This is a genomic window from Paenibacillus tyrphae (assembly GCF_024158745.1).
Taxonomy (GTDB): Bacteria; Bacillota; Bacilli; order Paenibacillales; family NBRC-103111; genus Paenibacillus_G; species Paenibacillus_G tyrfis_A.
The window spans coordinates 185,262-211,742 of the sequence record NZ_JAMZAW010000011.1 but is presented as its reverse complement, the minus strand read 5'-3'; the positions used below and the strand labels follow the sequence as shown (position 1 = coordinate 211,742).

Here is a 26,481-nt window from a genome sequence, read left to right as displayed (position 1 = left end):
GTGGTATTAATCCCCCTAAATCCCCCTTTTCAAAGGGGACCCCAGGGGCGCTGCCCCTGGACCCCTCAAGTTGTCGCACAAGGGGGTATGTAGCTTTGAAGGAGCTGCGACGGGGGATCGCGTTTGTCCAGACGGCACGGAGGCTAACGCCCCGCGGTCGTCCGGACACGCTTTACGGTGCTGCGCGCAGCGATGTGCGACCCAATCAAGCTGTTCTTTCAACTTCTATAAATAAGGAACTTTGTTCCTTTATTTTTCCTAACTGTAGGTTCCCCTCGCAGCGGGCATCTACTCGCCTTTTCTTATTCGGACCAGACGACGTTGCCGCCGACGATGGTTAGGGTCGGCCAGCCTTTCAAGCTCCAGCCCGTGAACGGCGTGTTGCGTCCCTTGGAGAGGAATTCCGCCGGGTTGACCTTCTTCTCCGTTTCGAGGTCGATCAGCGTCAGATCGGCGGCTTTGCCAACCTCGATCGTTCCCCAAGGAAGCCCGAACACTTGCGCCGGCAGCTTGGTCATTTTATCGAGCAGAAACTCCAACGTCCATTGGCCCGTAGCGACGAACTTCGTATACAAGAGCGGGAAGGCCGTCTCGAAGCCGACGATGCCGAACGGAGCAAGCTGCATGCCGCGCGCTTTCTCTTCCTCGCTGTGCGGTGCGTGGTCGGTGACCACAATGTCGATTGTGCCGTCGACAAGACCCTCGATGCAGGCCTGCACATCGCGCGGGGTGCGCAGCGGCGGGTTCATTTTCCAGTTTGCATCCATCCCCGGAATGTCTTCGTCGGACAGCAGCAGGTGGTGCGGGCATACTTCGGCGGTCACTTTAATGCCGATCTGCTTCGCTTGACGGATCAGGCGGACCGACTGCTCCGTGCTGACGTGGCATACATGGTAGTGCACCCCTGTCGCTTCGGCGAGCAGAATGTCGCGGCCCACATGAATCGCTTCGGATTCGTTCGGGATTCCTTTGAGTCCATGCTTGCGAGCGAACGCTCCTTCGCTAACGGCGGCGCCTTCGACCAGCGTATTGTCCTCGCAGTGCGCAATAACCGGCATACCGATCGAGGCCGCTTTAGCCATCGCATCCTTCATCATTTGCGCGCTTTGCACGCCGACGCCATCGTCCGTGTACCCGATGACCCCTGCTTCCTTCAAAGCATCGAAGTCCGTGAGCTCACGGCCAAGTTCGTTTTTCGTGATGCAGCCGTAAGGCAGGACGCGCACGATCCCTTCGGTTTGAGCCTTGTTCAGCACGTACTCGACCGTTTCCACCGTATCGATTACCGGCCGCGTGTTCGGCATGCAGGCAATTGTGGTGAATCCGCCGCGCGCCGCGGAGCGGGTACCCGACGCAATATCTTCCTTATATTCGAAGCCCGGCTCGCGCAGATGTACGTGCATGTCGATAAGTCCGGGCGCCAGCAGCTTGCCCTGGGCATCGATAACCGTATGTCCGGCCGTATCCGGCAAAGCTTCCCCTGCGTCGACGATTTGCTCGATGCGCTCGCCATTCGCGAACACGTGCTTTTTCTTCAATTCATTGCCCCCAGCCGCCAGGCTGGCATTCAATATCCAAATTCCCATGGGAACCTCCGCTTCGTTTCATCTTCGTAGTAGGTTAGGATTCGGTTTAGCTAAGCGCCCGCTCGATGACCGCCATCCGGATCGGTACGCCATGGCTCATTTGCGTAAAAATTTTCGATTTCTCGCATTCCACCAGCTCATCGTCGATTTCAACATTCCGATTGAACGGAGCCGGATGCATGATGATCGCGTGCGGCGCCATGCGGGCGGCGCGTTCTGCCGTCAACCCGTAGGCGGCGCGATATTCCTCGGCCGAGCCGAACAGCGATCCTTCGTGCCGTTCGAGCTGCACGCGCAGCATCATGACCACGTCGGCTTTCAGCGCCTCGTCGATCGAGACGTAAGGCGCATGCTCCGCAAGCTCGGCGGCCTGCATGACCGGCGGCGCGCAGAAGCTTACTTTGGCTCCCAGCGTTTGCAGCGCCCACAGGTTCGAGCGCGCCACGCGGCTATGCTGGATATCTCCGACGATCGCCACATGAAGGCCGCGGATTTCGCCGAACTGCTTGCGCATCGTATACAGATCGAGCAGCGCCTGCGTCGGATGCTCGTTGTTGCCGTCGCCCGCGTTGATCAGCGGGACTTTGATTTTTTGCGCCAGCTCGGCCAGCAGCCCGTTGGGCTTCATGCGGATGACGCCGGCGTCGATGCCCATCGATTCGAGCGTTCGCACTGTATCGTAGATCGATTCGCCCTTCTGTACGCTCGAGACGGCGGCCGCGAAGTTGAGCACTTCCGCTCCGAGCCTTTTTTCCGCAACTTCGAAGGAGAATCTCGTTCTTGTGCTGTTCTCAAAAAACATGTTGGCGACAAAGCGCCCTTGCAGCTGGTTCGTCACTTTTACCGGATGCTGTTCCCAGTGGGCCGCACGATCGAGGATCGCGTTCAGCTCTCCGGCGCTAAGTCCTTTGGTGCCTAGCAAATGTTTTTCCGACTGTACTTGAAGCTGTGTCATTCGTTTGGCCTCCTCTGTCCTGTGATGACGACTTGATCCACTCCATCCACTTCATTCACCTGTACTTCGATGCTTTCGAGCCTGGACGTTGGAATGTTCTTCCCTACGAAGTCTGGACGAATCGGCAGTTCCCTGTGCCCCCGATCCACCAGCACCGCCAATTGAATCATTTGCGGCCGGCCGAGATCCATTAAAGCATCCATGGCTGCCCTTACCGTGCGTCCCGTGAACAGCACGTCATCGAACAAAATGAGCTTTTTGTTATGAACCTCCAGACGATCGTTCGCCTGCTCGCTTCCCGGCGCATCTTCCAGGGCTCCCGATACGGTCGCTTCCAGCAAGCCGCTTCGGTCGTCCCGGTATTTGGTCACATCCACTTCGCCGATGGGAGCGGGTATGCCCTCGATCTCGCGGATTCGGTCGGCTACCCGTTTCGCAAGGTAAATCCCCCGTGTCCGGATACCGATTAACATGCAGTTTTCGAAGCCCTTGTTTTTCTCCAAAATCTCATGGGCGATACGCGTCAAAGCCCGCCGTATCGCGGTTTCATCCATTAACACATGCTCAGCAGACTCCATCGGTCAGGCAACCTCCTTCACCAAAGCTTTCGCGATTTTGACCATAAAAAAACCTTGCCGTATCGGCAAGGTTTGCGCACACAGAAACAGAACAGGTTACACCGGAACAGACGCACCTAACCGGCATCTATGCCGTCGGCGCATCCGCTTGGACCGTTCGATTCGTCGTTCACCTTGCCAGCCTCACGGGACTGATTTTAAAGGTGCTATTCAGTTACAAGAATTATGCCACGTTCGGCACCCGATGTCAATACTCTCCGAATCACATCCGATTCGACCGGCCAAGGATTGCTAGGGCATGCGTTTTATGCTATAAAAGATGTAGTTCGTGATCTTCGGGACAACGGATCATGCCCGTTTTCGTTCACGGTATCACTACATAAGGAGCTGGAATCCCATTTATGTCGATCGAAATGAATACAGAAGACGTCATTAATCTCATTAAAACAAGCAAGAAAAAGACTCCGGTTAAAGTATACGTCAAAGGCGACCTGGAATCCATCTCCTTCGGAGACAATATTCAAGCGTTCATCTCCGGCAAGAGCGGCGTGCTGTTCGGCGATTGGGCGGAAGTAAAAAGTGTGCTGGACGCAGAAGCCGGCAAAATCGAAGACTACGTGGTGGAAAATGACCGCCGCAATTCCGCAGTACCGCTGCTGGACCTCAAAAATATCAATGCCCGCATCGAACCGGGCGCGATTATCCGCGACATGGTCGGCATCGGCGACAACGCGATCATCATGATGGGAGCCGTGATCAACATCGGCGTAACCATCGGCGAAGGCACGATGATCGATATGAACGCCATTCTCGGCGGACGCGTGAAAGTCGGTAAAATGTGCCACATCGGAGCAGGCGCCGTCCTCGCGGGCGTGATCGAGCCGCCTTCCGCTCAACCGGTCGTGATCGAGGACGATGTGCTCGTCGGAGCTAACGCCGTTATTCTCGAAGGCGTACGCGTCGGACAAGGTTCCGTCGTCGCTGCAGGCGCAGTCGTCGTGGAAGACGTGCCGGAATTCAGCGTCGTTGCCGGTACCCCTGCCCGCGTCATTAAAAAAGTAGACGATAAAACGAAGTCGAAAACGGAAATTTTGAAAGATCTGCGCAACCTGTAATTCGGCGCATTCAAGGCTCGGCGATCAGACGCCGGGCCTTTCTCTTCATTCCTCACCAAAGGAGGCATTTGACACCATGTCCGTAGCCGTTAACCCGAGTCGCTTTGTACAACTTCGCAGAGATTTGCATAAAATCCCGGAGCTCGGGTATCAAGAGTTTAAGACCCAGCGGTATTTGCTCGATTACATCGCAACCTTGCCGCAGGAGCGGCTCGAAGTCCGCACTTGGCGAACCGGCATTATCGTGAATGTGAAAGGAACCGCACCCAAACGCCGGTTCGGCTACCGCGCCGACATCGACGGGCTGCCGATTACGGAAGACACCGGGTACGATTTCCGTTCGGAGCATCCCGGCTTTATGCACGCCTGCGGGCACGACCTGCATATGTCCATCGGCCTCGGTATCCTGACTCATTTTGCACAGCAGCCGATTCGCGATAATCTGACCTTTATTTTTCAGCCTGCGGAAGAAGGCCCGGGAGGCGCCAAGCCGATGCTCGAATGCGAAGAGCTCCGGGACTGGATGCCCGACGAAATTTTCGCTCTGCACATCGCGCCGGAATATCCGGTAGGCACCGTGGCTACCAAACCGGGTATCTTGTTTGCCAATACGTCCGAGCTGTTCATCACCCTCGCGGGCAAAGGCGGACATGCGGCTTTCCCGCACAACGCGAACGATATGGTGATTGCCGCGTGCCAGCTTGTGGGACAACTGCAAACCGTCATTTCCCGCAATGTCAATCCCCTTGATTCGGCGGTCATTACCATCGGCAAAATCGACGGTGGCACGAAGCAAAATATCATCGCGGAGACAGCCCGCCTAGAAGGAACGATACGGACACTCTCGGCCGAAACGATGTCGCTCGTCAAGACCCGCATCGAGGCGCTCGTCACCGGAATGGAGACGGCTTTCGCCTGCAAGGCCGAGATCGATTACGGGGCCAATTACCGGCAGGTGTTTAACGAAGCGGATGCGACGGGCCAATTTATGAACTGGGTTCGAGATACGAACCATTCGGCGCCGCTTCAATTGATCGAATGTACCGAAGCCATGACCGGAGAAGATTTCGGTTATTTTCTTGAAGCGATTCCCGGATTCATGTTCTGGCTCGGCGTCGGGACCCCTTACGGACTGCATCATGCGAAGCTGGAGCCGGACGAACGCGCCATCGACCTGGCCATCGACCTAATGAGTCGCTTCCTGACTTGGAAAAGCGAACATTAACAAAAAAGCTTCTCAACACCGTCTCTGTCACAGAGAACGGGATGAGAAGCTTTTATTTTTACCTACAGGCGACTTACGAATACCTTCAACCGCTCCATGGCCCGCTCCAAAACGTCCATCGAATAAGCGTACGATAAGCGGATATAGCCTTCCCCAAGCGCAGAGAACGCATCCCCCGGCACAACGGCTACCCGCTGCTCGTCCAGCAGCTTCATGGCAAAATCCATAGAAGACAAGCCAAAGCGCTCAATCGAAGGGAACAAATAAAACGCTCCCTCCGGCTTCGCCAGCTCGAAGCCCATCTCGACGAGCCGGTCATAGACGAAGTCCCGCCGTTTCACATATTCGGCTCTCATCGGCAGCGCATCGTCGATTCCCGCCGTCAGCGCTTCGATGGCCGCATACTGGCTGATGGAGCTTGCACAAGTGACGTTGTACTGGTGAACCTTAACCATGTGCTGCGTCAAATAAGCTGGGGCAAAAGTAAAGCCGATTCGCCAGCCCGTCATCGAGTGCGATTTCGACAATCCGTTAATGACGATGGTACGCTCCCGCATCCCACGCAGGGAGGCAATGGAACGATGAGGCCCGTCATAGATCAACTCGCTGTAGATTTCGTCGGAAATGACGAACAGCTTGCGCGATTCGAGCAGCCGGGCGATATCGGCAAGCTCCTCTGCGCTCATCACCCGACCGGTCGGATTGGACGGATAAGCCAAAATGACACACCGCGTTTTATCGGTCAGATACGGCTCCAGCACTTCGGCCGTCAGCTTGAAGCCGGTGCCGCGGGTATCTGCATAAACCGGCACGCCGCCGCACAGGCGAATGAGCGGCTCATAGCCTGGATAAATCGGACCCGGCAGGATCACTTCGCTTCCCGGCTCCAAAATCGTGCGAAGCGTAATATCCAGCGCCTGACTCGCGCCTACGGTAACGAGCACTTCCTCCAGCCCGGAATAGCTGAGCCCGTATTTGCGTTCGATGAAGGCCGCTGCAGCCTGCCGGAGCTCCGGTAGACCCGGATTCGGCGTATAGGTCGTCCGCTGCTCTTCGATGGCCCGCTCGGCCGCACGCATAATGTGGTCCGGCGTCGGAAAATCGGGCTGGCCGATCGTCAGCGTGAGGGCGTCTTTATAATTCGCAACCAAATTGGAAATTTTCCGGATACCGGAGATCTGAATCTCCTTGACACTCGGATTAATGAAGCGCTCAAGCTGTTCCATAGCGTTCCCCCATGTTCCTTACCTTGTTCTTAGCACTTCCAGAACCCGCTGCATATCGTCCGGAATCGGCGCTTCGAACTGCAGCTCCTGTCCCGAACGCGGATGCTCGAAACCGAGCACGGCCGCGTGAAGCGCTTGTCCCTCCATCAGGACCCCCTTGCTTTTGGAAGGACCGTAAGCCGGATCCCCTACAAGCGGATGTCCGATGAATTTCATATGCACCCGAATCTGATGCGTGCGCCCCGTCTCCAGCTTCAGCTCCAATAACGTGTAATCGCCGAACCTTTCCACTACGAGAAAATGCGTTACCGCATGCTTGCTGTTCCGTTCGGTGACGGTATACAGCTTCCGATCCTTCGGATCGCGCCCGATCGGCGCATCGACGGTGCCGTTCTCGTGCGGAACGTTGCCATGCACAAGAGCAAAATATTTGCGATTGACCGTATGGGCTTTCAGTTGGGCAGCCAGCCCCGAATGAGCCAGATCGTTTTTCGCGGCCATCAGCAGACCCGACGTATCCTTATCGATACGATGAACGATACCGGGCCGAATGACGCCATTAATGCCGGACAAATCCTTGCAATGATACAGAAGCGCATTGACGAGCGTTCCGCTGTAGTGTCCTGGCGCCGGGTGCACGACCATGCCCCGCGGCTTGTTTACGACAATCACGTCGGAATCTTCATACACAACGTCCAGCGGAATCGGTTCCGGCGTAAGCACCAGCTCTTCCGGCTCGGGCATGACCAGTGTCATGGCATCCCCTTCGGAAAGCTTGTAGTTCGGCTTCACCGCGCGGCCGTCGACCTTCACGCAACCGTCCTTGATCCACTGCTGCACTTGCGTGCGGGACACTTCTTCCTCCAGCGCTTCCGTAATGAACTTATCGATGCGTTCTCCGGCGTCTTCCGGTTCGGCCGTCCATTCGAAGCGCTGATCCTGCTCCGACCATCCTTGCTCGGTCACATTCATGATTGCGCGTCCCCGCTTTCCAGCTTGTTGGCAGCATTTTGTTTCGATTCTTGGCGCCAGCTGATCAGCGAATCAACGAAGATCAAGGCGACGCCAACGACAATAGCGGAATCGGCAACGTTAAAGATCGGGAACGGATAGTCCACCGGGATGCCGAAGAAACTGAAACGGAAGTGAAAATCTAGAAAATCCACGACTTCGCCAAACAGCGCACGGTCGATAAAATTGCCGAGCGCGCCTCCAAGCAGCAAACTCAGAGCAAAAGGCAGCAGCTTCTTTCCTTCTTTTCGCGTCTTCTGCAAATACCAGACCACCCCAACCGCTACAAGAACGGTAATGACCAGGAAAAACCAGCGCTGATTTTGCAAAATACCGAAAGCCGCTCCAGCGTTCCGATGAGAGGTAATTTGGAAAAACTCGCCGATGACCGATCGCGATTCCCCCAGCTCCAACCGGCTTACAATAAGCCATTTGGTAGCCTGGTCCAACAGGAGAACGATGAAAGCGTAAATGTAATATCTCAAGATAACAACTCCTTATTGGCTTGCTGACAACCTGCATACATTTACCTAGCTAAAAACAACGGGTAGCGCGAAAAATAACGATACTTGCTTGCTTTAATCAAAAGGAGGCGCTTTTCTTGACAAACCTTCCGTTCGAATCCGGTTCATCCGGTCCGCTTACCGGGCAGCAGCTCCAAGCGCTCAAAGCCAAGCTGACGGAAGAAAAGCAATGGCTGGAGCGGCACTTGGAGTCCCGCGAGCATATGGGACTCGGCGATTCCATGCGCGTCCAGACCGGAGAGCTTTCCAACTATGACAACCATCCGGCCGATCTGGGCACCGAGATGTACGAGCGCGGCAAAGATATCGCTCTTCACGAAAATGCCGAGCACCAGCTTACCGACATCAACGAAGCTCTGACGCGTATGGAATCGGGCGAATACGGCATTTGCCGGGTATGCGGACAGCCGATTCCGCCCGAACGGCTGGAAGCCGTGCCTACAACCGCCTACTGCGTGGAGCATGTACCCGATCCCGATATGTCCCAACGCCGTCCCGCGGAAGAAAAATTTCTTGACCCGCCGTTCGGAAGAACAAGCTTGGACGAGCGCGAGGGGCAAAATCAATTCGATGGCGAAGACGCTTGGCAAATCGTCGAAAGCTGGGGAACGTCCAATACGCCGGCGATGGCCGACGATCCGAACGAATCCGACAGCTACAATGAGATGCAGATCGAAGCCGACGAGACCGAGGGATATGTCGAACCGATCGAAAGCTTCCTTGCGACCGACATGTACGGCCGTCAGGTCACAGTTGTCCGCAACAAGGCGTACCAACACTATATGCGCAGCGGCGAAGGAGACGGCCTGCTCGAACCCGAGGAAGAGGCCGAAGACCGTTTTTCGTAAGGTTGGGCTAGAACGTCCTTTTCCCTTCCAATTGATACTGCACATGCTTGACAATATCGGCAATATAATCCCCGATAATCGGCAAGTTCAACACGTTAAGCGCCTGGAGCAGATACAAGATCGTAGAAGCAAAAATGGTAAAACCGATCGCAATGCCTACGCCGCGCGAAATGCCCGCGAGCAGGTTGGTCCAAATCAGGCGGATCGGGCTGTTCATAAGCAAAACATAGTCGGCAATTTGCGTCCGTTCGATGTTCGCGGCAATTTCGCTCACTTTTTTGTGGACCTGCTCAAGCAGTTTTTCCTGATCGTTCTTTTTCGTCGTCTGTTCCATTGCGCAACCCTCCTGGGGTTCAAATAACGAGCTTTCCATGGGAAGAATAAATTTCCCTCCCATGGATGGCTCGCTAGCCCCTCAGCCTGCAGCGCCGGCTTTCAACACTTCCGAGCAGCGTTTGCACAGCGTCGGGTGCTTGGAGTCATGACCGACCTCCGGCGTAACGATCCAGCAGCGTTCGCACTTCTCCCCATCGGCCACAGCGACTTTTACGGCAAGCCCCTTGAACGTTTGAGCTCCCTCAGGGGCCGTCTCGTCAGGATGATGCACTTTCACTGCGGAAACGATAAACAACAGATCCAACCGCTCAAAGCCGCCGAGCAATTCGTACGTCTCCGCACTCGGGTACAGATGTACCGAGGCGCTGAGCGAATTGCCGATCAGCTTCTCCTTCCGCGCTTCCTCGAGAGCTTTCAGCACATCATCGCGCACACCGCTGAGTTTTTCCCATTTTTGTTCCAGATTCGCATCAAACAAGCTTGCATCGACCGTTGGCAGCTCCGCGAGCTGTACGCTCGGCAGTGTCGTGCCCGGAATGTATTTCCATACTTCGTCGGCCGTATGCGGCAAAATCGGAGCAATCAACTTAGTTATTGCCGTCAACGCATCGTATAATACGGTTTGCGCCGCTCTGCGGGCCGGATCGGACGGAAGGCTGGCATACAGCCGGTCTTTCAAAATATCCAGATAGAACGCGCTCATATCGACCGCGCAGAAATGGTTCACGGTCTGATACACCACGTGGAAATCGTAATTGTCGTAAGCCTTGATGACACGATCCGTCATCCGGTGCAGACGCAGCAGCGCGAAGCGGTCTAGTTCGCTCATTTGTTCGACGGCTACGCGATCTTTGGCCGGATCGAAATCCGACAGGTTGCCGAGCAAAAAGCGCAGTGTATTGCGGACTTTCCGGTAGCTCTCGGCAATCTGGTTCAAAATGTTGTCCGAGATACGCTGGTCCGCTTGGAAATCGGTCGAAGACACCCACAAGCGCAAAATATCGGCGCCCAGCTTGTTGCACATTTGGTTCGGATCGATTGTATTGCCAAGCGATTTGGACATTTTGCGTCCTTCGCCGTCCAGCGTAAAGCCGTGGCTCAAAATGCCTTTGTACGGCGCTTGTCCTTTGACCGCCACACCGGTAATTAAAGACGAGTTATACCAGCCGCGGTATTGGTCCGAGCCCTCCAGATACAGATCGGCCGGCCATTGCAGGTCTTCCCGCGTTTCCAGCACCGCCGAATGGCTGGACCCGGAATCGAACCATACGTCCATAATATCCGTTTCTTTGCGGAAATGGTCGTGACCGCATTTGAGACAAACGGTACCCTCCGGGAGCAGCTCCTTCTCGTCACGCAGGAACCAGGCGTTGGAGCCTTCCTTCTCGAAAATCGAAGCGACATGCTCGATCGTCGTCTCATTGACCAGCGGCTCGTTGCAGCTGCGGCAGTAAAAGATCGGAATCGGCACGCCCCACGCCCGCTGACGGGAAATACACCAGTCGCCGCGATCGGCGATCATGTTATGAAGGCGAATCTCGCCCCACTCCGGCGTCCACTTCACGCGTTTGATTTCGTCCAGCATCGCTTGGCGGAATTTATCTACCGATGCGAACCACTGCTCGGTCGCCCGGAAAATAACCGGCTTCTTCGTCCGCCAGTCATGTGGATATTGGTGCTGGATAAAGCTCATTTTCAGCAGATGGCCGCTTTCTTGAAGCTTTTCCGTGATCGCTTTATTGGCTTTATCGTAAAACAGCCCTTCAAAGCCCGGCGCTTCCGCGGTCATATGCCCTTGGTCGTCCACCGGACACAAGACGCCAAGACCGTATTTTTGTCCGATCACGAAGTCGTCTTCCCCGTGCCCCGGAGCGGTATGCACGCAGCCCGTCCCTGCTTCCAGCGTCACGTGCTCGCCGGTCATCACGAGCGACGTCCGGTCGTAGAACGGATGGCGGCAGAGCACATGCTCCAGCTCGCTGCCCTTGAACGTCTGTACAACGTTCACATCAGTCCAGCCGATCTCCTTGGCCGCCGCTTCGAGCAATCCTTGCGCCAGCACAAACTTCCGGCCTCCCGTTTCCACCAGCACGTAGTCGAAATCCGGATGAATGCTGATCCCAAGGTTCGCCGGCAGCGTCCAAGGCGTCGTCGTCCAGATGACGATAGCGGCGTCCGCAGGCAGCTTGCCTTTGCCGTCCTGTACGTCGAAAGCTACGTAAATCGAAGCCGACGTCTTGTCGCGGTATTCGATCTCAGCCTCCGCCAGCGCGCTTTCCGAAGAAGGCGACCAGTACACCGGCTTCAGCCCTTTATAGATGTAGCCTTTGGTCACCATCCCGCCGAAAACGCGGATTTGCTGCGCTTCGTATTCAGGCAGCAGCGTAATATACGGGCGATCCCAATCGCCGCGGATACCGAGACGTTTGAACTGCGCTTTTTGCTTCTCCACCCACTGCAAAGCGTAGTCTTTGCAATAGTCGCGGAACTCCGGCACGCTCATTTTTTTCCGGTCGACTTTGCCGCTGTTGGTGATGGCCTGCTCGATCGGCAAGCCGTGCGTATCCCAGCCCGGCACGTAAGGCGCATCGTAGCCCTGCATCGTTTTGAAACGGACGATAATGTCCTTTAAAATTTTGTTCAGCGCGTGGCCGATATGAATGTCGCCGTTCGCATACGGCGGTCCGTCGTGCAATACAAACTTCGGTTTGCCCTTACGGCTCTCCTGCACTTGACGGTAGATGTCCGTCTCGTCCCAATGCTGCTGCATTTTCGGTTCAGCCTGCGGAAGGTTGCCGCGCATCGGAAAATCCGTTTGCAGCAGGTTTAGCGTTTTTCCATAATCCATCGAATGTCTCACTCCTAACTGAATTTACAACAAAAAAAGACCTCGCATCCCTAAGGGACGAGAAGTCTCGCGGTACCACCCTGATTAAGACGACGATCGTCGAAGCAATCACCCGTGATCTTCACGGCCGCTGCCCGGCTCGAAGTCTTCGCTCCATTGATCGATAACGGGATCAGCCGATGCTCTTTACTTCCGGAACGAGGTTCAAGAGATGCTCCTGGGTGATATTCCTTGACCGCCGAAGTCCGGGCTCGCACCATACCCCCCGGTTCGCTGGCCTCCGCTGGACGTCAAGTACTCGTCCCAGTCATCGCTTTGGTTCATGTTAACTTATACAGGGAGTATAGCGGAAATGAGCTTCCACGTCAACTTTGGGCCCATTATGGCTGTTCGATTTCCATCCGGTCGAGCGAGCTCCAATCTTCCTTGCTAAGAAGCTCCAGCTGCGCCTCGATGAGCGTGCGGAAGCGGGTACGGTAGATCGATGCCTGCTTCTTCAGCTCCTCGATTTCTACCGATACTTTACGCGCTTTGGTCAGCGATTCGTTAATGATGCGGTCGGCGTTCTTCTCCGCTTCTTTAATGATCAGCTGCGCTTCTTTCTTCGCGTTATTTTTCACTTCATCGGCAGCTTCCTGCGCGATGATGATCGTTTTGCTAAGCGTTTCTTCAATATTGGCAAAATGGTCCAGACGCTCTTGAATCGCGGCCAACTGATTTTGCAGCTCTTTATTTTCACGGATCAGCGATTCGTAGTCTTTAATGACCTGATCCAGAAATTCGTTCACTTGATCTTCGTCATATCCCCGAAACGAGCGGCTGAACTCCTTGTTATGTATATCGAGCGGTGTTAAAGCCATTGCTGCACCTCCTGCAAATTTGGCAAAAAAGCTATGATCCTTGTTGTCCGCGCATGCGTAATCCTATATTCGACAGTTGCTGGCATATTCCTGCATCGGCAAACAAAAAAATCGGCGTTCACGCATATTTGCCGATTTTTAAACGGTATCTTCCTTTTTTGGTTACCCCTTCGACTTCCAGCACCTTGAAGCGTCCGAACCCTTGAAGCGATACGACATCGCCCTGCCTCAGCGGCTTGCTCGGGTCTTCCTCCTGCTTCCAGTTCACTTTGCACCGTCCGGCTTTAATCGGAACAAGCACTTTGGCCCGGCTCAGCCGGTACACGTCGCTTACGATGCCATCCAGACGAAGCGAAGCGACCGATAAGGACATCTCGTCCAGCTTCGTTTCCGTCGCCTTAAGCTTATCGAGCGGCAACTGCTCCGTCCGCACGTGCAGCCGGTGCACCTGACTCAGATTGAGCCGGATATAATCGGCAATTTCCGAAGCCACGAGAAAATGACAGCCGTCTTCCCTCACATAAATATCGCCGATTTTATCGCGCTTGATGCCAAGTCCGAGGATCGCTCCCATGAAATCCCCGTGGTCCAGCTCCTTCAGCTTCTCGTCCTCGGAAGTAATTTCAATGAGACTGATCCCCATCTCTTCATCGTCCAGCACGCGATAATCCGGAGCGATCAATGCCCGCTTCCGTTCCGCGCCCGGATGTCCGCCGTCGAATCGCACCTGCACGTCCGGGTTCCGGTTGGCGAGCGTAGTTAGAATGAAGGTCTGCCGCGGGTCCAAAAAATCGGTCAGCTTGACCGTATGCTGCCCCGCTCGCTCCACCCATTCCGCCGCCTTATCGACAAAGCGGTGTTCGTCCGGATGGAAGTGGGCATATAGTTGTTCCTGCATCATCGGTTTACGTCTCCTGCCATATCAGGCTACGGAATAATGAAGCGGAGAACCGCAACGATTCCTTCCCCTACGAAACGCAGCGCAATCAGCGCGATAATCGGGGAAATATCGATCATCCCGCCGATCGGAGGAATGAAACGGCGGAATACGGACAAATACGGCTCACACAGCTTCCCCAGTATTTCCCCAATAAAGCTTTCGCGCGCGCTCGGCAGCCAGGAGAGCAGAACGTAGGCGATGAGCACGTACTGATAAATCGAAATTAAAGTGCGAATGTAATCTTCAATGTAGTACAAGCCGTTCACCTCGTTCTTTCTAAGTACGCTATTCTTCGTTATGGTGCATCATTTCCGAAATTGAACCGTGAATTTCCACGGTATCCGGAGTGCACAAGAAAATGTTCGGTCCGATCTTCGAGATGGAACCGCTGAGCGCATACACGGTACCGCTCAGGAAGTCGACGATCCGCGTAGCCTGATCCGGCCGGACCCGGTGCAGATTGACGACGACAGGCCGGCGTGAGCGCAAATGGTCAGCAATTTCCTGGGTTTCCTCGTAAGACCGTGGCTCGTTCAAGACGACCCGCACGTTTTTTTGTGAATGGATGCTGACGATGTTCCCCTTATTTTTACGCAATTCCTGCGCCGGGGTTTCAGCTTCTTCGTGATGCTCTACGACGCGCTCGCGCTCCACGACTTCTTCTTCTTCCTGCAAGCCCAGAAAGTTCATGAATTTATTCATTACGCCCATATCCTTTCCTCCTCGGAGTTTCATCTCTGTCACTCTTTACCTACCAAGACCGAACCAAGACGCACCCAAGTCGCTCCTTCTTCAATGGCTACTTCAAAATCGTTCGACATTCCCATCGACAAACCGGTCACTTCGTAATCGAGCACGGCTTCCCGGTTCAGACGGTCCCGCCACTCGCGCAAGCCGCGAAACACCGGGCGGGTCGCCTCGGGCTCCACTTCGTAGGGCGCCATGGTCATCAGACCGGCTACACGGATATGCTTCATGCTCCGCAGCTCCGCCGCAAAATCAAGCAGCTCGCCGGGCTCCAAACCGTATTTCGTCTCTTCCCCCGACACGTTCAGCTGAATAAAGCACGGAACCTCGATTCCGAGCGCCGACGCCTTCTTCTCGATCTCTTTGGCCAGCGACAGCCTGTCCAGTGAATGAATATACGCAAATCGTCCGACGACGTCCTTTACTTTGTTCGTTTGCAGATGTCCGATGAAATGCCACACGCCTTCGCTGCCGAATGCTTCCCATTTGGCAGCCGCATCCTGCCAGCGGTTCTCGCCGACATCCGTCAGTCCGCTCCGCAGCGCTTGTCCCGTCGTTTCGAGCGAAACGTACTTGGTCACGGCGATGACGCGCACCTCTTCGGGATTGCGTCCCGCGTGGGCGCATGCCGCGGCAATGCGCTTGCGGACTTCTTCGATCCGTTCCTGCAGTTGTATAGTCAAAACGTCAATTCACCTCGCTTTCGGCCTGCTCGGCTATGGGGCGGTCCCCGGTGTTGTCAAGCCGGAAGTCCCCCAGCCGCTATTCCCGCAGTCCGATCCATGCCGCCATTCTGCCGGTTTTTCCGCCCTCTTTGCGGTGCGAGAAAAACAAGTCGGTACGGCAGCTTGTGCATAAACCACTTATTTCGATATGAGACGGCATAATTCCTGCTTTTATCATAATTTGTCGGTTTATTTGTTGCAAGTTCAACTTGTATTTTCCGTTGGGCTTTTTTTCGTAGAACGGCGAACGGCCGGATTCGTCGGCACCGCTTCCCGTCGTAACCTGCTCAAGCACTTTGTCCATTCGCGCAATAACGGCATCATCCACCTCGTAGCAGCATGCGCCGATGGAAGGGCCGATGGCGGCCTTCACGTCCCGGGGTTTGGTGCCGTATGCCGCACTCATCGTCTCCAGCGTTGCCTTAGCGATTTGCAGTGCGGTCCCCTTCCACCCCGCATGCGCCAACCCTACCGCCTTGCGGACCGGATCGTAAAAATAAAGCGGCACACAGTCCGCAAACAACGCGTGCAAAAAGACCCCCGTTTCGTTCGTCACGAAGCCGTCTTTGCCCTGCAGCGCCTTCTCCCGAGAATCGTTGCCTGCGCCGCTCTGCCCTCTGCCGACAACCTGAATTTCCTTCCCGTGCACCTGCTCCGCGTACGTACACGATTCGAACGGCAGCTCGAGCGATTCGGCCAGCAATTTTCGGTTCGCAACCACATCGGCAGGCGCATCCTCCACGTGAAGCCCGCAGTTCAAGCTGCCGAAAGCTTCGCGGCTAACCCCGCCGCGTCTTGTCGTAAAGCCGGCCGTAACGGCCGGACAGGCGTTCATGAAACGCTCCAGCATAAGCAATTCACAGCCGGTTTCGGCTTGTCGGATTACAAAAGGTTCCATGGGTCCGCCTCCCGTCTTTTTACTACTCAGTATACACGAAGCGAAAAAAAAGAACACCCTTGTTCGTCCGGGTGAATGCACGCCTCTCTTCGTTTGCCCTATCCGCGAGACTGGCGGTTGTACTCATACACGTTATCCGCCGGATCCTGCTGCCGGAAAGCCCGAACGTCCTCCAGCTTGACCAGGACGACGTCCATGCCGATTTTGACGATGTTGCTCCAAGGGATAATCACATCGGTTCCGCCGCCGAACAATCCGAAAAAACGGGAGGAATTCGGGACGACGATCGCCTCGATGCGTCCGTGCCGGAGATCGAGCTCCAAGTCACTGATTTGGCCCAGCTTTTTGCCGTCGACGATATTGATCACGTCTTTGGTTTGAAAATCGGATATTTTCACGCTGTCACCACCGGGGAGGCATATTGCTAAGAAATCGTACTTTAAACCTTCGTTCTGCAGGTCGCCTGCGAGTGAAAAGTAATCCGCTTCGGCTCAAACACAACCTGAAAAAAACTCGCCTCGGATCACTTTTCACTCTACCGCAACAAGCAACAGAGTTTAAAAAAGACGTCTCAGCAAATGCCCTTTTTTATACTATATGAGCAACTTGGGCAAAATGTCCTCGCCAGGCTATAAAAAAAGACCGTGCCCGCAGCGTGTAGCGAGTCGGTCGGATCTTCGCAGGTCGGGCAAGCTCCCGTCAGTTTTTCACATGCTTCTGCATCTGGGATATGGCCGATTTCTCGAGCCGGGATACTTGCGCTTGGGAAATGCCGATTTCGTCGGCCACTTCCATCTGGGTCTTTCCGTCGAAAAAGCGCATGGACAAAATCATTTTCTCGCGATCATTCAGCTTCCGCATCGCTTCCCGGAGGGCAATGCCCTCGATCCACGAGACGTCTTTGTTCCGGTCATCGCTGATCTGGTCCATCACATAGATCGGATCGCCGCCGTCATGATAGATCGGTTCGAAGAGCGATACCGGGTCCTGTATGGCATCAAGCGCAAACACGACATCTTCCTTCGGCACGCCGAGCGCTTCCGAGATTTCGTAAATCGTGGGCTCCCGCGAATTCTGATTCGTCAGCTGATCACGCACCTGAAGCGCCTTATATGCGATATCGCGCAAGGAGCGGGATACGCGGATCGGGTTGTTGTCCCGAAGGTAACGGCGGATCTCTCCAATAATCATCGGAACCGCGTAGGTGGAAAACTTGACGTTCTGGCTCAAATCGAAATTATCAATGGCTTTCATCAGTCCGATACAGCCTACTTGGAACAGGTCGTCGACAAATTCCCCCCGGTTATTGAACCGCTGGATGACGCTCAGGACGAGCCGGAGGTTGCCGTTGACTAATTTCTCTCTTGCAGATCGTTCGTTATTCGTTTGCAGGTCCACGAATAGTTCACGCATTTCCGCATTGGTCAAAACCGGTAGCTTTGCCGTATCGACGCCGCATATTTCGACTTTGTTTCGGGTCACCGTGATTACCTCCCAAGGAGAAACATTACTGTTAATTATCTCCTCGGAATGCTTTTTTATGCGGCTCCTTCGGGCTCTCTGCCCGCCCCATTGCCACCCGAAAATCGTTCAAAGCCAGTTCCGGCAAGGACGGTTTCGCTTTCATCGCCGATGAAAAAAACTTTTTCCAGTTTACACCATCTTGTTGAACTCTTTACGGAGCCGTTTGATGATCCGCTTTTCGAGCCGCGAAATATACGACTGGGAGATGCCGAGCATGTCCGCGACGTCCTTTTGCGTCTTCTCTTCACCGTCCTGCAGGCCGAAACGCAGTTCCATGATGATCCGTTCGCGCTCCGACAGCTTGTCAAGCGCCTTATGGAGAAGCTTGCGGTCGACCTGCTCCTCGATATTGCGGTAGATGGTGTCATTTTCCGTCCCGAGCACATCCGAAAGCAACAGCTCGTTGCCATCCCAATCAATATTGAGCGGCTCGTCGAACGAAACTTCGGTGCGGATTTTGCTGTTGCGCCGCAAATACATCAAAATCTCGTTTTCGATGCATCGCGAAGCGTACGTGGCGAGCTTGATTTTTTTCTCGGGATCGAACGTATTGACCGCTTTGATCAAGCCGATCGCGCCGATCGATACGAGGTCTTCGATGTTGATGCCTGTGTTCTCGAATTTGCGCGCGATGTAAACGACGAGCCGCAGGTTTCGTTCGATCAGCATGCCACGGATGGCCGCATCTCCTGAAGGAAGCTTTTCCAGTAAATATTCTTCCTCTTCGCGTGTGAGCGGGGGCGGCAGCGCTTCGCTTCCACCGATGTAGTAGATTTCGTCCGACTTGAGCCCCAGCACCAACAGCAGGCGAAAATACATAATTTGCAGCATCAGCTTCCACTTGACCATCATGTTTACGCTTCCTCCCATTCGTACCGTTTTAATAGCCGGACATCCCCAGTTGTGAAAACACCTTCTTGCGGTCAAGCTTCGTTCTTCCTTTACAAGCACGGCCTTGAGCTGCGGCAAGCCGGGCAGTAGATATCGTGTCCCTCTCGTGTTACATGTTGACTAGCGAAGGATGAATGATGGCCTGATAAGCGTTGTCCGAGCTTAGACGGCCGCCGTCCAGTCCGATCAGTACTTTGTTCGCTTCGATCTGCTCGCTTCCCGTTGTGATAACGACCCGGTCCGGCTTGAGCGCCAGCATAAACTGCGTATTCCGGTTCACCCCACGATATGGCACCAAGCGCAAGCGGTCCTGCCAGACAAAGGGTTCGGTACCGATCGACGTCACGAGCTGATCCACTTCGGCCCGGCGGATTTTGACTAGCCAGGCTTCGGGAATGCGCTCTCCCCACTGTGCCGCTTCCATGACCATGACCGGCGTTTTCGTCAGCGGATCGTATAGTTGATTGCCCGTATCGATGAGTCCGATGCAGCTGGAGGCGAATTCGTCGATATGGACCTCCACCTTAGCCAAGAACGAGGTCAGTTCCTGCTTGCGCCTTAAGGCTTGCAGGACGTGCCGGCATAGCCATACCGCCAAAGGGAAGGAAAAGGCCAGCATCGTCAGCGTGACCCCCAAATCGTGGCTGAATAAGATGCCATTTACGATTTCGCTGGAGGATTGCCAGAAGTAGGCGCACCCGAAGACGGCACCGGCTGCCATGAAATTGATGACGTAAAATGCGCCAAGGTTCCGCAAAAAATGCTGCAATCCCCCGAATCCGAAGGCGGTCAGCAGCATTAGCAAAGAAAGCGCAAATTTTAGCGCGAACGTAAACAGAAACGATAACGGCGGAAAAAACAGCATCACCGCATAACTGCCTCCGATGGCTGCGGAAAGCCCCAACCGCCACGGGCGGTAACGAAGCTTGCGCGACCAGGCCGTCGTCCAGAGCAGCGCGCCGTCGATCAGCACGTTCATGAGGAAAATGACATCGATGTACACGACCATCTTCATTACCTCCCGCCCTGTTTGCCGCCCGCTTGCCGCGAATGAGACAAGTATATCCCAATCGTATTCCAAAGTCTGTCTAAACATGCCGAGGGGGTGGAACTATTTTTGTCGAGAGGAGGGGGTTGGGAGGGAGTGAGTTGGAGGAGCGGAGTTGATGGAGCGGGGGTTGAAACTTGATCAGCTGGGCGTGTGGCTGCGAGCAGCCGTATGTGCCTTCGGCCGCTGTTGAACTCGGGTTCTATTCAACTTACCTTGCGGTAAAAACCCGAGTTCAAAGGCGACACGTAGACTCTACGGCACATACGCTGCTCTCCGCCACACAAGCTGATCTGGAAGGACTCACTCCTCCCAATCAAGGGAGGATAGATATTTATGCCCCTCGGTACGTGAGGAGGCGAAAAAAAAGCACAGCCGCCTCTATCTTTAGAGGTGGCTGTGTGGTAAACCATATGGATTAATTCATTATTTGTCGAAGCCGTTGCGGTTGCGGTTGCGAAGGAAAGCCGGGATATCGAGCTGGTCGTTCGACGATTGGCCTCCGAACGGACGGAGGTTGCCAAGACGGTTGTCTACAGGCTCCTGCGATTGGCTCGCAGACGCCGTTGTTCCGGCAGCTGCCGGTTTCTTGGCGGGTGATGCCGCTTCGCGATGCTCGAAACCGGTGGCGATAACGGTCACCCGAATCTCGTCTTTCAAGGTTTCGTCAATGACCGCACCGAAAATCATATTAACTTCCGGGTCGGCGGCGTCAGCCACGATATCAGCCGCTTCGTTGACTTCGTAAAGCGACAGGTTGTTGCCGCCCGTGATGTTCAGCAGCACGCCACGCGCGCCGTCAATCGACGTTTCTAGCAGCGGGGAGCTGATCGCTTTCTTGGCGGCTTCTGCCGCACGGCTTTCACCCGAAGCATAGCCGATTCCCATCAAAGCCGAGCCGCGCTCGGTCATGATCGTTTTTACGTCGGCAAAGTCCAAGTTGATCAAGCCGGGAACGGCGATCAGGTCGGAAACCCCTTGAACCCCTTGACGCAATACGTTGTCCGCTGCAAGGAACGCTTCCAGCATCGGCGTTTTCTTGTCAACGATCTCGAGCAAACGGTCGTTCGGAATAATAATGAGCGTATCGACTTTTTCTTTGAGAGCGGCAATCCCTTGCTCCGCTTGTCGAGCGCGCTTTAATCCTTCAAAACGGAACGGACGCGTCACGACGCCGACGGTCAGCGCGCCGCACTCCTTGGCGATTTCGGCGATAACCGGCGCAGCGCCTGTTCCTGTCCCCCCGCCCATACCGGCGGTAACAAAGACGAGGTCAGAGCCTTTGAGCGCATTGGCGATTAACTCGCGCGACTCCTCTGCCGCCTTCTTTCCAACCTCGGGATTTGCACCAGCCCCGAGACCGCGCGTGAGCTTGTCCCCGATTTGCAGCTTCATCTCCGATTTGGCTAGATGCAGAGCCTGCGCGTCGGTGTTGACCGTTATAAATTCGACCCCTTTCACGCCGGTGTCAATCATCCGATTAACAGCGTTGCTTCCGCCGCCGCCGCAGCCGATTACCTTTATTTTGGCGAATCCTTCCATGTCCATATCAAATTCAAACATACTAGCGTCTTCCCCCTCATTAGGCTTTCATCGTGCAAGCTACCCGAGTTTAAATAAATTCGCTTAACCAATTTTTGAAACGTTCCATGGCCGAGGGCTTTTGCTCTTGACCGGAAGACGCTTTTTTCGTCGTGACCAGCTTCTTGACGCCGGAGCTTTGTTTGGCATGCCGCAAATATTTGGAGGCATACTGGATAATCCCTACGCCGCTCGTGAAAGCAGGGTCGCGCACGCCGATGAACTCGGGAACGGCAATACGAACGGAAGACGCCAGCTCCACTTGGGCGACATTCAATACGCCGGGCAGCGAAACCGTCCCGCCAGAGAGCACATAACCGCCCGGCAGATCGGTGAAGCCAAGCCGCTGAACTTCAAGGCCGATCAGGTGAAATATTTCTTGTACCCGGGGCTCGATGATGTTCGCCAGATCGACCTGGGAAAATTCCTTGTCCACATTGCTGCCGATCCGGTTAACCTTGAACACTTGATCAGGCGCTGCATGCTCTACGACGGCGCACCCGAATTTCAGCTTGATCTTCTCGGCGATGTCCGCTTGCGTCCGCAAGCCGTAAGCAATATCGTTCGTAATGAACTCGCCTCCAATCGGAAGCGTCGATGTAGCAACCAGATTGTTCTCGTTAAAAATGGCGATCGTCGTAGCGCCCGCCCCGATATCGACCAGTACGGTTCCGACAGCCTTTTCGTCCTTGGATAAAGCTAGATGGCCTGCGGCCAGAGACATCAAGATAAGTCCGGCTACCTTGAGCCCGGATTTCTCCACGACGCGAAGCAAATTATGTATCGCCGTTTTCGTACCGGTAACGATGGTCGCTTCGACTTCTAGTCTAACTCCGATCATGCTCCGGGGATCGTGAATCTGATCCGTTCCGTCTACTACGTATTGGTTCGGCACAACACCGATAATCTCGCGTTCGGGAGCCAAAGGAATCACTTTCGCCGCCTGAATGACCCGTTCGATGTCGTCGTCGCCGATTTCGCGGTCTTCGTTCGATACCGCCACGACCCCGTGACTCGATTGCAGCGCAATATGATTGCCGGAAATTCCAACGTACACTTCCGATATTTGCACTCCGACCATTCGCTCGGCATGATCCACTGCGCTCCGGATCGACTGGACCGTTTGATCGATATCCACGATCGCTCCTTTGCGAATTCCCTGCGAGTCGGCAGATCCAACTCCAATTATATTAATGGTGCCGTTAACGACTTCCCCAATAATAGCACGAACTTTGGATGTACCGATGTCCAAACTAACAATGATGTCATTGCTGCTCAACCCGTGGCACCTCCTATGACAATAATTTCGATATGAGCCTTGGTCAGCAAAACCTCCTGTAGATATTCCACACGGCTCGGCAATTCCCTCTTTTTTAGTTCATTTTTTTTCACGGCCAGGCTTAAATTATACCATAATTTCAATTCTAGCACTAATGTAGTAGGTTGAGTAGAGTTTTTTGCTCAGTTTCGGCCCGTTTCCTGGCCTTCCGGCTTCTTTTCGTCAGCGGACGATGATGCGGTATCGCGCTTGTCCGTCTCTTTGGAAGCGGGGGTTTTACCGTCCTTACCTTCCTTGCTATCCTTGCTGTCTTTGCTGTCTTTTCCTTCCGCGCTGTCTTTTGTATCCTTGGCGTTCGTTTTGCCCGAATCCTTATCAAAAGGGGCATGCGTATCTGCTTCGAGCATCGTAATCACGCCCCCCGATATTTTACTACTTTGCAGGCTGGCGATGTAAGAATCCAAATATTTCATCTTTTCGGGCAAATACTCAATCGTCGTCTGCACTTCATAATGGGATCGGGTATACATCTTGATTTTATCGGGATAAGGAAGTGTCGGCGAAGGCTTGATCTCGGACACGTCGGAGAAGTAAGCGGCCGGCAGCTTGGACATGGCCAGACACAGCTTGACCTTAAGCGGATCGTCCTTCGACCATCCCGTCAAGATCGGCTTGTCCAGCGCAACGCCCTGAACATTAACGGGCACAACGCTGGCGTCGGCGAGCAGCGCCTCGATCTGGCCGTTTTCCCCAACTTGGTAGGCTACCTTCGGGTACTCGTGCACCTGTATAATCAGACGTCCCGGGAACTTTTTGGACACTTCGACGGATTCGACCATTTTTAGCGCTTTGACCAGCGTTTCGACTTTGGAGGATGAGACGGAAAAGAAATGGTCCCCCGCTTTGACCGCGGCCGCTTGGGCGATCTCCTCCTTGGATATCAACTGCTGCCCTTGAATCTCGATCTCCGTTATTTTGCTGAGCGACGATTGGAAAAAGAGAATCAGCAGGAGCGTAATAAAAAAGATAAATAAAAATACCAGCAGCTTCTTGTTGCTCCGGCTTTTCGGATTCGGTTTCTTGATCACTGGGAGTCTGTCTTCCATAGGTGCCTCCTCTTCTGAACGCAACAAAGCCCGCATGGCAGGCTCTGTACGCTTTTGCACCGGGCAGCTTGTCCCGGACAGGACGGGAGCCGTCCGCAGGCTGGGCCGGAACGGTTGTCCTCACCCGCATTGCCGACATCGACTGCACGATAACGCAAATCAAATACGGAATATGTAAACCGCAGGGTATCCCTTCTCCCATGGAAAAAGGGATATTCCAGCGGCTGTGGTCATATGGATGTATAAAGTGCTACTCCGTAGGCACCGGCGTCGTACGATGAATGCCCGCCCCAAGTGACGCGAGCATCAGTTCAATCCGGTCGTACCCCCGGTCGATATGATGGATTTGTTCGATGACGGTTGATCCCTGAGCCGCCAATCCGGCGATGACGAGCGCAGCGCCGGCCCGTAGGTCGGTCGCTTCCACGGTGGCGCCATACAGTCTGGGCACTCCCCGGATATAAGCCGAGTTCAAATCTACCCGGATATCCGCTCCCATGCGCGACAGTTCGTCTACATGCTTGAATCGTCCTTCAAATACGGTTTCCTTCACGATGCTTACTCCGTCGGCAAGACTGAGAAGCACCATGATTTGAGATTGCAGGTCCGTGGGGAACGACGGATAAGGCGAAGTCACGATCCTCTCCACCGATTTCGGCCGGCTGAGAGCGCACACGTTCATTATATCACCGTTAATTGTGATTTGAACACCTGCCCGCTTGAGCACGTGAATGGCGGAGGTCAGATGAGCCGGACAAACCTTCTCCAGCGTCACGTTTCCTCTGGTAACCGCAGCGGCAATCATCAGCGTGCCGGCTACGATGCGATCGGGAATGATCCGGTAAGTACAGGGGGTTAATTCCGATACGCCTTCGATGGTGATCGTATCCGTACCGGCTCCGATAATACGGGCGCCCATGGCGTTCAAAAAGTTTTGCAAATCCTGAATTTCGGGTTCTCGGGCCGCATTGATGATCGTCGTCATCCCCCGGGCCATCGCGGCGGCCATCATGATGTTTTCGGTCGCGCCCACGCTCGGATAATCGAGCACGATTTCCGCACCCTGCAGCTCATTGGCCGTACATACGATCTGGCTGCCGTTTTCCTCGATATGCGCTCCCAGGGCTGCTAGCCCTCGCAGGTGCAGATCGATTTTTCGCTCGCCGATCGCACAGCCGCCCGGTTGATACAGCTCCACGCGTCCGAGACGGGAAAGCAGAGGGCCCATCAAGAAAATGGAGGATCGCATTTGGCTCATCAGGCTTTCGGGAATATGAAACTGATGAACGGCGTTCGTACTCACGGTTACGTTATCCCCGACCAACTCCGCCTTGCATCCCAGCGCCCGCAAAATGCCGAGCATCACGTGAATGTCCGACAAATCCGGCACGTTCTCAATCGTGATCGTTCCTTCCGCCATGATACTGGCTGCCAGAATGGGCAAAGCGGCGTTTTTCGCACCGTGAATTCTGATGGCTCCCGAGAGAGGTTTCCCGCCTTCGATAACCAACTTTTCCAAAGTCCCACCTCCGATTTACCGCTCACCCACCACCAATACTTCAGGTACAAGGGAGACGCCGAACTTCTCATTCACGGCAGTCTTGACTTGTTCGATCAGGGTGAGCACGTCGTGGGCCGTCGCCTGCCCGGTGTTGACAATGAAGTTGGCGTGCAGCGGCGATACTTCGGCTCCGCCGACCCGAAGGCCTTTAAGTCCGGCTTCCTCGATCAGCTTGGCGGCGAAGTGTCCTTGAGGATTGCGAAAGACGCTTCCGGCGCAAGCAAGCTGCAGCGGCTGCGTCCGCAGCCTCCGGTCTTTGTACGACGCAAGTGTAGCGGCAATCTCCTTGCGGTCCCCATACCGCAGCTGGAATATCGCCTCAGTCACAATCCCCGGCTTCGTCTGCAGAATCGAATGTCGGTAAGCATAAGCCAAATCCTCATTGTTCAGCGTCACCAACTCCCCTGTCGGGAGCAGTACTTCAGCCCGCAATAAGATGCGTGACACATCAGACCCGTGCGCCCCGGCGTTCATGTAGACGGCGCCTCCCACGGTTCCCGGAATGCCCCCCGCGAACTCCAGGCCGGTCAAGCCTTCCTTGCCCGCCATCACCGACAGCTTAATGAACGAATAGGCTCCGCCGGCATAGACGAGTTCCCCTTCGAACCGTACGGTTTCCAGAGCATCCCCGAGCTTAATGACCACGCCCCGTATCCCTTTGTCGGTTATAAGCATGTTGGAGCCCCGTCCCAGCGCCGTCCATGGAGTTTGGTGCCGGTTCAGCAGCTTTATCGCATCGATAAGCTGCGATCGTGTACGGGGAATGAGCAGAATGTCGGCCGGACCTCCGATTTTCCACGTGGTGTAAGGGGCAAGCGGTTCGTTCAGCCGCAACTCGCCGCAGGACCCGCTCAGCAATTCCGTTATGACCTGTTGCATGGGAAAACCTCCTTCACAGAACGACGCGGCGTCCGGCTTTCCGGGAAACGAGCTCCGGAACCAAGGACTGGCGGCACGCGCAGAGCTTCTGCTTTCTTGCGCCCGGGCTGCGCGCCGTTTCGCCAAGTGTCTGTCACGGTATAGTGTAGTTTATGTGAAACGTATCAGAGTGTGACAATCGCCTAGTGCG

General features: G+C 54.8%; 26 protein-coding genes and 1 other annotated feature. Of the genes, 3 read left to right on the top strand and 23 right to left on the bottom strand.

The window, feature by feature from the left end; all coding sequences use genetic code 11:
- Positions 1 to 302: 302 nt before the first annotated feature.
- Genes NI000_RS18210 through pyrR form a run of 3 tightly spaced genes read right to left on the bottom strand, consistent with a single transcriptional unit; the run spans position 303 to position 3,119 of the window.
- Positions 303 to 1,586 carry a dihydroorotase gene (locus NI000_RS18210; RefSeq protein ID WP_253412890.1) on the bottom strand — a complete coding sequence of 428 codons (1,284 nt, stop codon included), beginning with the start codon at positions 1,584 to 1,586 and terminating at the stop codon, positions 303 to 305.
- A 46-nt stretch (positions 1,587 to 1,632) separates the two neighbouring features.
- The gene (locus NI000_RS18205; RefSeq protein ID WP_253412889.1) at positions 1,633 to 2,541 is read right to left on the bottom strand and encodes an aspartate carbamoyltransferase catalytic subunit; all 909 of its coding nucleotides are present in this window, start codon (positions 2,539 to 2,541) and stop codon (positions 1,633 to 1,635) included.
- The gene (gene pyrR, locus NI000_RS18200) at positions 2,538 to 3,119 is read right to left on the bottom strand and encodes a bifunctional pyr operon transcriptional regulator/uracil phosphoribosyltransferase PyrR (protein ID WP_253412888.1); all 582 of its coding nucleotides are present in this window, start codon (positions 3,117 to 3,119) and stop codon (positions 2,538 to 2,540) included. Before pyrR ends, NI000_RS18205 begins: the two co-directional genes overlap by 4 nt.
- Positions 3,120 to 3,520: 401 nt before the next feature.
- On the opposite strand from pyrR, the gene dapD reads away from it, so the two are divergent.
- Both dapD and NI000_RS18190 read left to right on the top strand, forming a co-directional pair.
- Entirely contained in the window at positions 3,521 to 4,234 is a 714-nt protein-coding gene (dapD, locus tag NI000_RS18195; RefSeq protein WP_025853391.1) for a 2,3,4,5-tetrahydropyridine-2,6-dicarboxylate N-acetyltransferase, read from the top strand.
- A gap of 76 nt (positions 4,235 to 4,310) precedes the next feature.
- Positions 4,311 to 5,459 carry an N-acetyldiaminopimelate deacetylase gene (locus tag NI000_RS18190; protein WP_253412887.1) on the top strand — a complete coding sequence of 383 codons (1,149 nt, stop codon included), beginning with the start codon at positions 4,311 to 4,313 and terminating at the stop codon, positions 5,457 to 5,459.
- A gap of 62 nt (positions 5,460 to 5,521) precedes the next feature.
- Here NI000_RS18190 and NI000_RS18185 read toward each other — a convergent pair whose 3' ends face one another.
- From NI000_RS18185 to lspA, 3 genes are read right to left on the bottom strand one after another with little or no spacing between them, the layout of a single operon-like run.
- Positions 5,522 to 6,685, bottom strand: coding sequence for an aminotransferase A (locus NI000_RS18185; protein ID WP_253412886.1), 1,164 nt, complete (start codon positions 6,683 to 6,685; stop codon positions 5,522 to 5,524).
- Positions 6,686 to 6,703: 18 nt separating this feature from the next.
- Positions 6,704 to 7,657: an RluA family pseudouridine synthase gene (locus NI000_RS18180; protein WP_253412885.1), complete on the bottom strand. Its 954-nt coding sequence runs from the start codon at positions 7,655 to 7,657 to the stop codon at positions 6,704 to 6,706.
- The gene (lspA, locus tag NI000_RS18175; RefSeq protein ID WP_054976057.1) at positions 7,654 to 8,181 is read right to left on the bottom strand and encodes a signal peptidase II; all 528 of its coding nucleotides are present in this window, start codon (positions 8,179 to 8,181) and stop codon (positions 7,654 to 7,656) included. The genes NI000_RS18180 and lspA overlap by 4 nt, the downstream gene beginning before the upstream one ends.
- Before the next feature lie 116 nt (positions 8,182 to 8,297).
- Here lspA and NI000_RS18170 point away from each other — a divergent pair, with 116 nt between their 5' ends.
- On the top strand, positions 8,298 to 9,068 hold the full coding sequence (locus NI000_RS18170) for a TraR/DksA C4-type zinc finger protein (protein ID WP_253412884.1): 771 nt from the start codon (positions 8,298 to 8,300) through the stop codon (positions 9,066 to 9,068).
- Between the two features lie 7 nt (positions 9,069 to 9,075).
- Here NI000_RS18170 and NI000_RS18165 read toward each other — a convergent pair whose 3' ends face one another.
- The 17 genes from NI000_RS18165 to murB form a co-directional block, all read right to left on the bottom strand.
- Positions 9,076 to 9,402, bottom strand: coding sequence for a DUF5665 domain-containing protein (locus NI000_RS18165; protein ID WP_253412883.1), 327 nt, complete (start codon positions 9,400 to 9,402; stop codon positions 9,076 to 9,078).
- An 81-nt stretch (positions 9,403 to 9,483) separates the two neighbouring features.
- The gene (gene ileS, locus NI000_RS18160; RefSeq protein WP_253412882.1) at positions 9,484 to 12,252 is read right to left on the bottom strand and encodes an isoleucine--tRNA ligase; all 2,769 of its coding nucleotides are present in this window, start codon (positions 12,250 to 12,252) and stop codon (positions 9,484 to 9,486) included.
- Positions 12,253 to 12,302: 50 nt separating this feature from the next.
- Positions 12,303 to 12,572 (bottom strand) — a binding site (T-box leader).
- Positions 12,573 to 12,632: 60 nt separating this feature from the next.
- A complete protein-coding gene (locus tag NI000_RS18155; RefSeq protein ID WP_253412881.1) occupies positions 12,633 to 13,112 on the bottom strand; it encodes a DivIVA domain-containing protein in 480 nt (159 codons plus the stop codon).
- 118 nt (positions 13,113 to 13,230) lie between these two features.
- Positions 13,231 to 14,013: a YlmH family RNA-binding protein gene (locus NI000_RS18150; RefSeq protein WP_253412880.1), complete on the bottom strand. Its 783-nt coding sequence runs from the start codon at positions 14,011 to 14,013 to the stop codon at positions 13,231 to 13,233.
- A 26-nt stretch (positions 14,014 to 14,039) separates the two neighbouring features.
- On the bottom strand, positions 14,040 to 14,309 hold the full coding sequence (locus NI000_RS18145) for a YggT family protein (RefSeq protein ID WP_010491958.1): 270 nt from the start codon (positions 14,307 to 14,309) through the stop codon (positions 14,040 to 14,042).
- A 28-nt stretch (positions 14,310 to 14,337) separates the two neighbouring features.
- The gene (locus NI000_RS18140; RefSeq protein WP_036677368.1) at positions 14,338 to 14,763 is read right to left on the bottom strand and encodes a cell division protein SepF; all 426 of its coding nucleotides are present in this window, start codon (positions 14,761 to 14,763) and stop codon (positions 14,338 to 14,340) included.
- Positions 14,764 to 14,792: 29 nt separating this feature from the next.
- On the bottom strand, positions 14,793 to 15,482 hold the full coding sequence (locus tag NI000_RS18135; RefSeq protein WP_253412879.1) for a YggS family pyridoxal phosphate-dependent enzyme: 690 nt from the start codon (positions 15,480 to 15,482) through the stop codon (positions 14,793 to 14,795).
- A gap of 79 nt (positions 15,483 to 15,561) precedes the next feature.
- The gene (pgeF, locus tag NI000_RS18130) at positions 15,562 to 16,422 is read right to left on the bottom strand and encodes a peptidoglycan editing factor PgeF (protein ID WP_253412878.1); all 861 of its coding nucleotides are present in this window, start codon (positions 16,420 to 16,422) and stop codon (positions 15,562 to 15,564) included.
- A gap of 98 nt (positions 16,423 to 16,520) precedes the next feature.
- Positions 16,521 to 16,820 carry a YlmC/YmxH family sporulation protein gene (locus tag NI000_RS18125; RefSeq protein WP_253412877.1) on the bottom strand — a complete coding sequence of 100 codons (300 nt, stop codon included), beginning with the start codon at positions 16,818 to 16,820 and terminating at the stop codon, positions 16,521 to 16,523.
- A 301-nt stretch (positions 16,821 to 17,121) separates the two neighbouring features.
- Complete coding sequence (sigG, locus tag NI000_RS18120) at positions 17,122 to 17,904, bottom strand: RNA polymerase sporulation sigma factor SigG (protein ID WP_010491950.1); 783 nt, start codon at positions 17,902 to 17,904, stop codon at positions 17,122 to 17,124.
- A gap of 171 nt (positions 17,905 to 18,075) precedes the next feature.
- Positions 18,076 to 18,798, bottom strand: a complete 723-nt coding sequence (gene sigE / locus NI000_RS18115) for an RNA polymerase sporulation sigma factor SigE (RefSeq protein ID WP_025853411.1) — start codon at positions 18,796 to 18,798, stop codon at positions 18,076 to 18,078.
- A gap of 148 nt (positions 18,799 to 18,946) precedes the next feature.
- Positions 18,947 to 19,846 (bottom strand): sigma-E processing peptidase SpoIIGA, encoded by a 900-nt coding sequence (gene spoIIGA, locus NI000_RS18110; protein WP_253412876.1) that lies wholly within the window; start codon positions 19,844 to 19,846, stop codon positions 18,947 to 18,949.
- Between the two features lie 465 nt (positions 19,847 to 20,311).
- Complete coding sequence (gene ftsZ / locus NI000_RS18105; RefSeq protein WP_253412875.1) at positions 20,312 to 21,448, bottom strand: cell division protein FtsZ; 1,137 nt, start codon at positions 21,446 to 21,448, stop codon at positions 20,312 to 20,314.
- Between the two features lie 49 nt (positions 21,449 to 21,497).
- Positions 21,498 to 22,745 carry a cell division protein FtsA gene (gene ftsA, locus NI000_RS18100; protein ID WP_253412874.1) on the bottom strand — a complete coding sequence of 416 codons (1,248 nt, stop codon included), beginning with the start codon at positions 22,743 to 22,745 and terminating at the stop codon, positions 21,498 to 21,500.
- A gap of 182 nt (positions 22,746 to 22,927) precedes the next feature.
- Positions 22,928 to 23,851, bottom strand: a complete 924-nt coding sequence (locus tag NI000_RS18095; RefSeq protein WP_253412873.1) for a cell division protein FtsQ/DivIB — start codon at positions 23,849 to 23,851, stop codon at positions 22,928 to 22,930.
- 250 nt (positions 23,852 to 24,101) lie between these two features.
- A complete protein-coding gene (gene murA, locus NI000_RS18090; protein WP_253412872.1) occupies positions 24,102 to 25,370 on the bottom strand; it encodes a UDP-N-acetylglucosamine 1-carboxyvinyltransferase in 1,269 nt (422 codons plus the stop codon).
- Positions 25,371 to 25,385: 15 nt separating this feature from the next.
- Entirely contained in the window at positions 25,386 to 26,291 is a 906-nt protein-coding gene (murB, locus tag NI000_RS18085) for a UDP-N-acetylmuramate dehydrogenase (RefSeq protein ID WP_253412871.1), read from the bottom strand.
- Positions 26,292 to 26,481 lie beyond the last annotated feature (190 nt).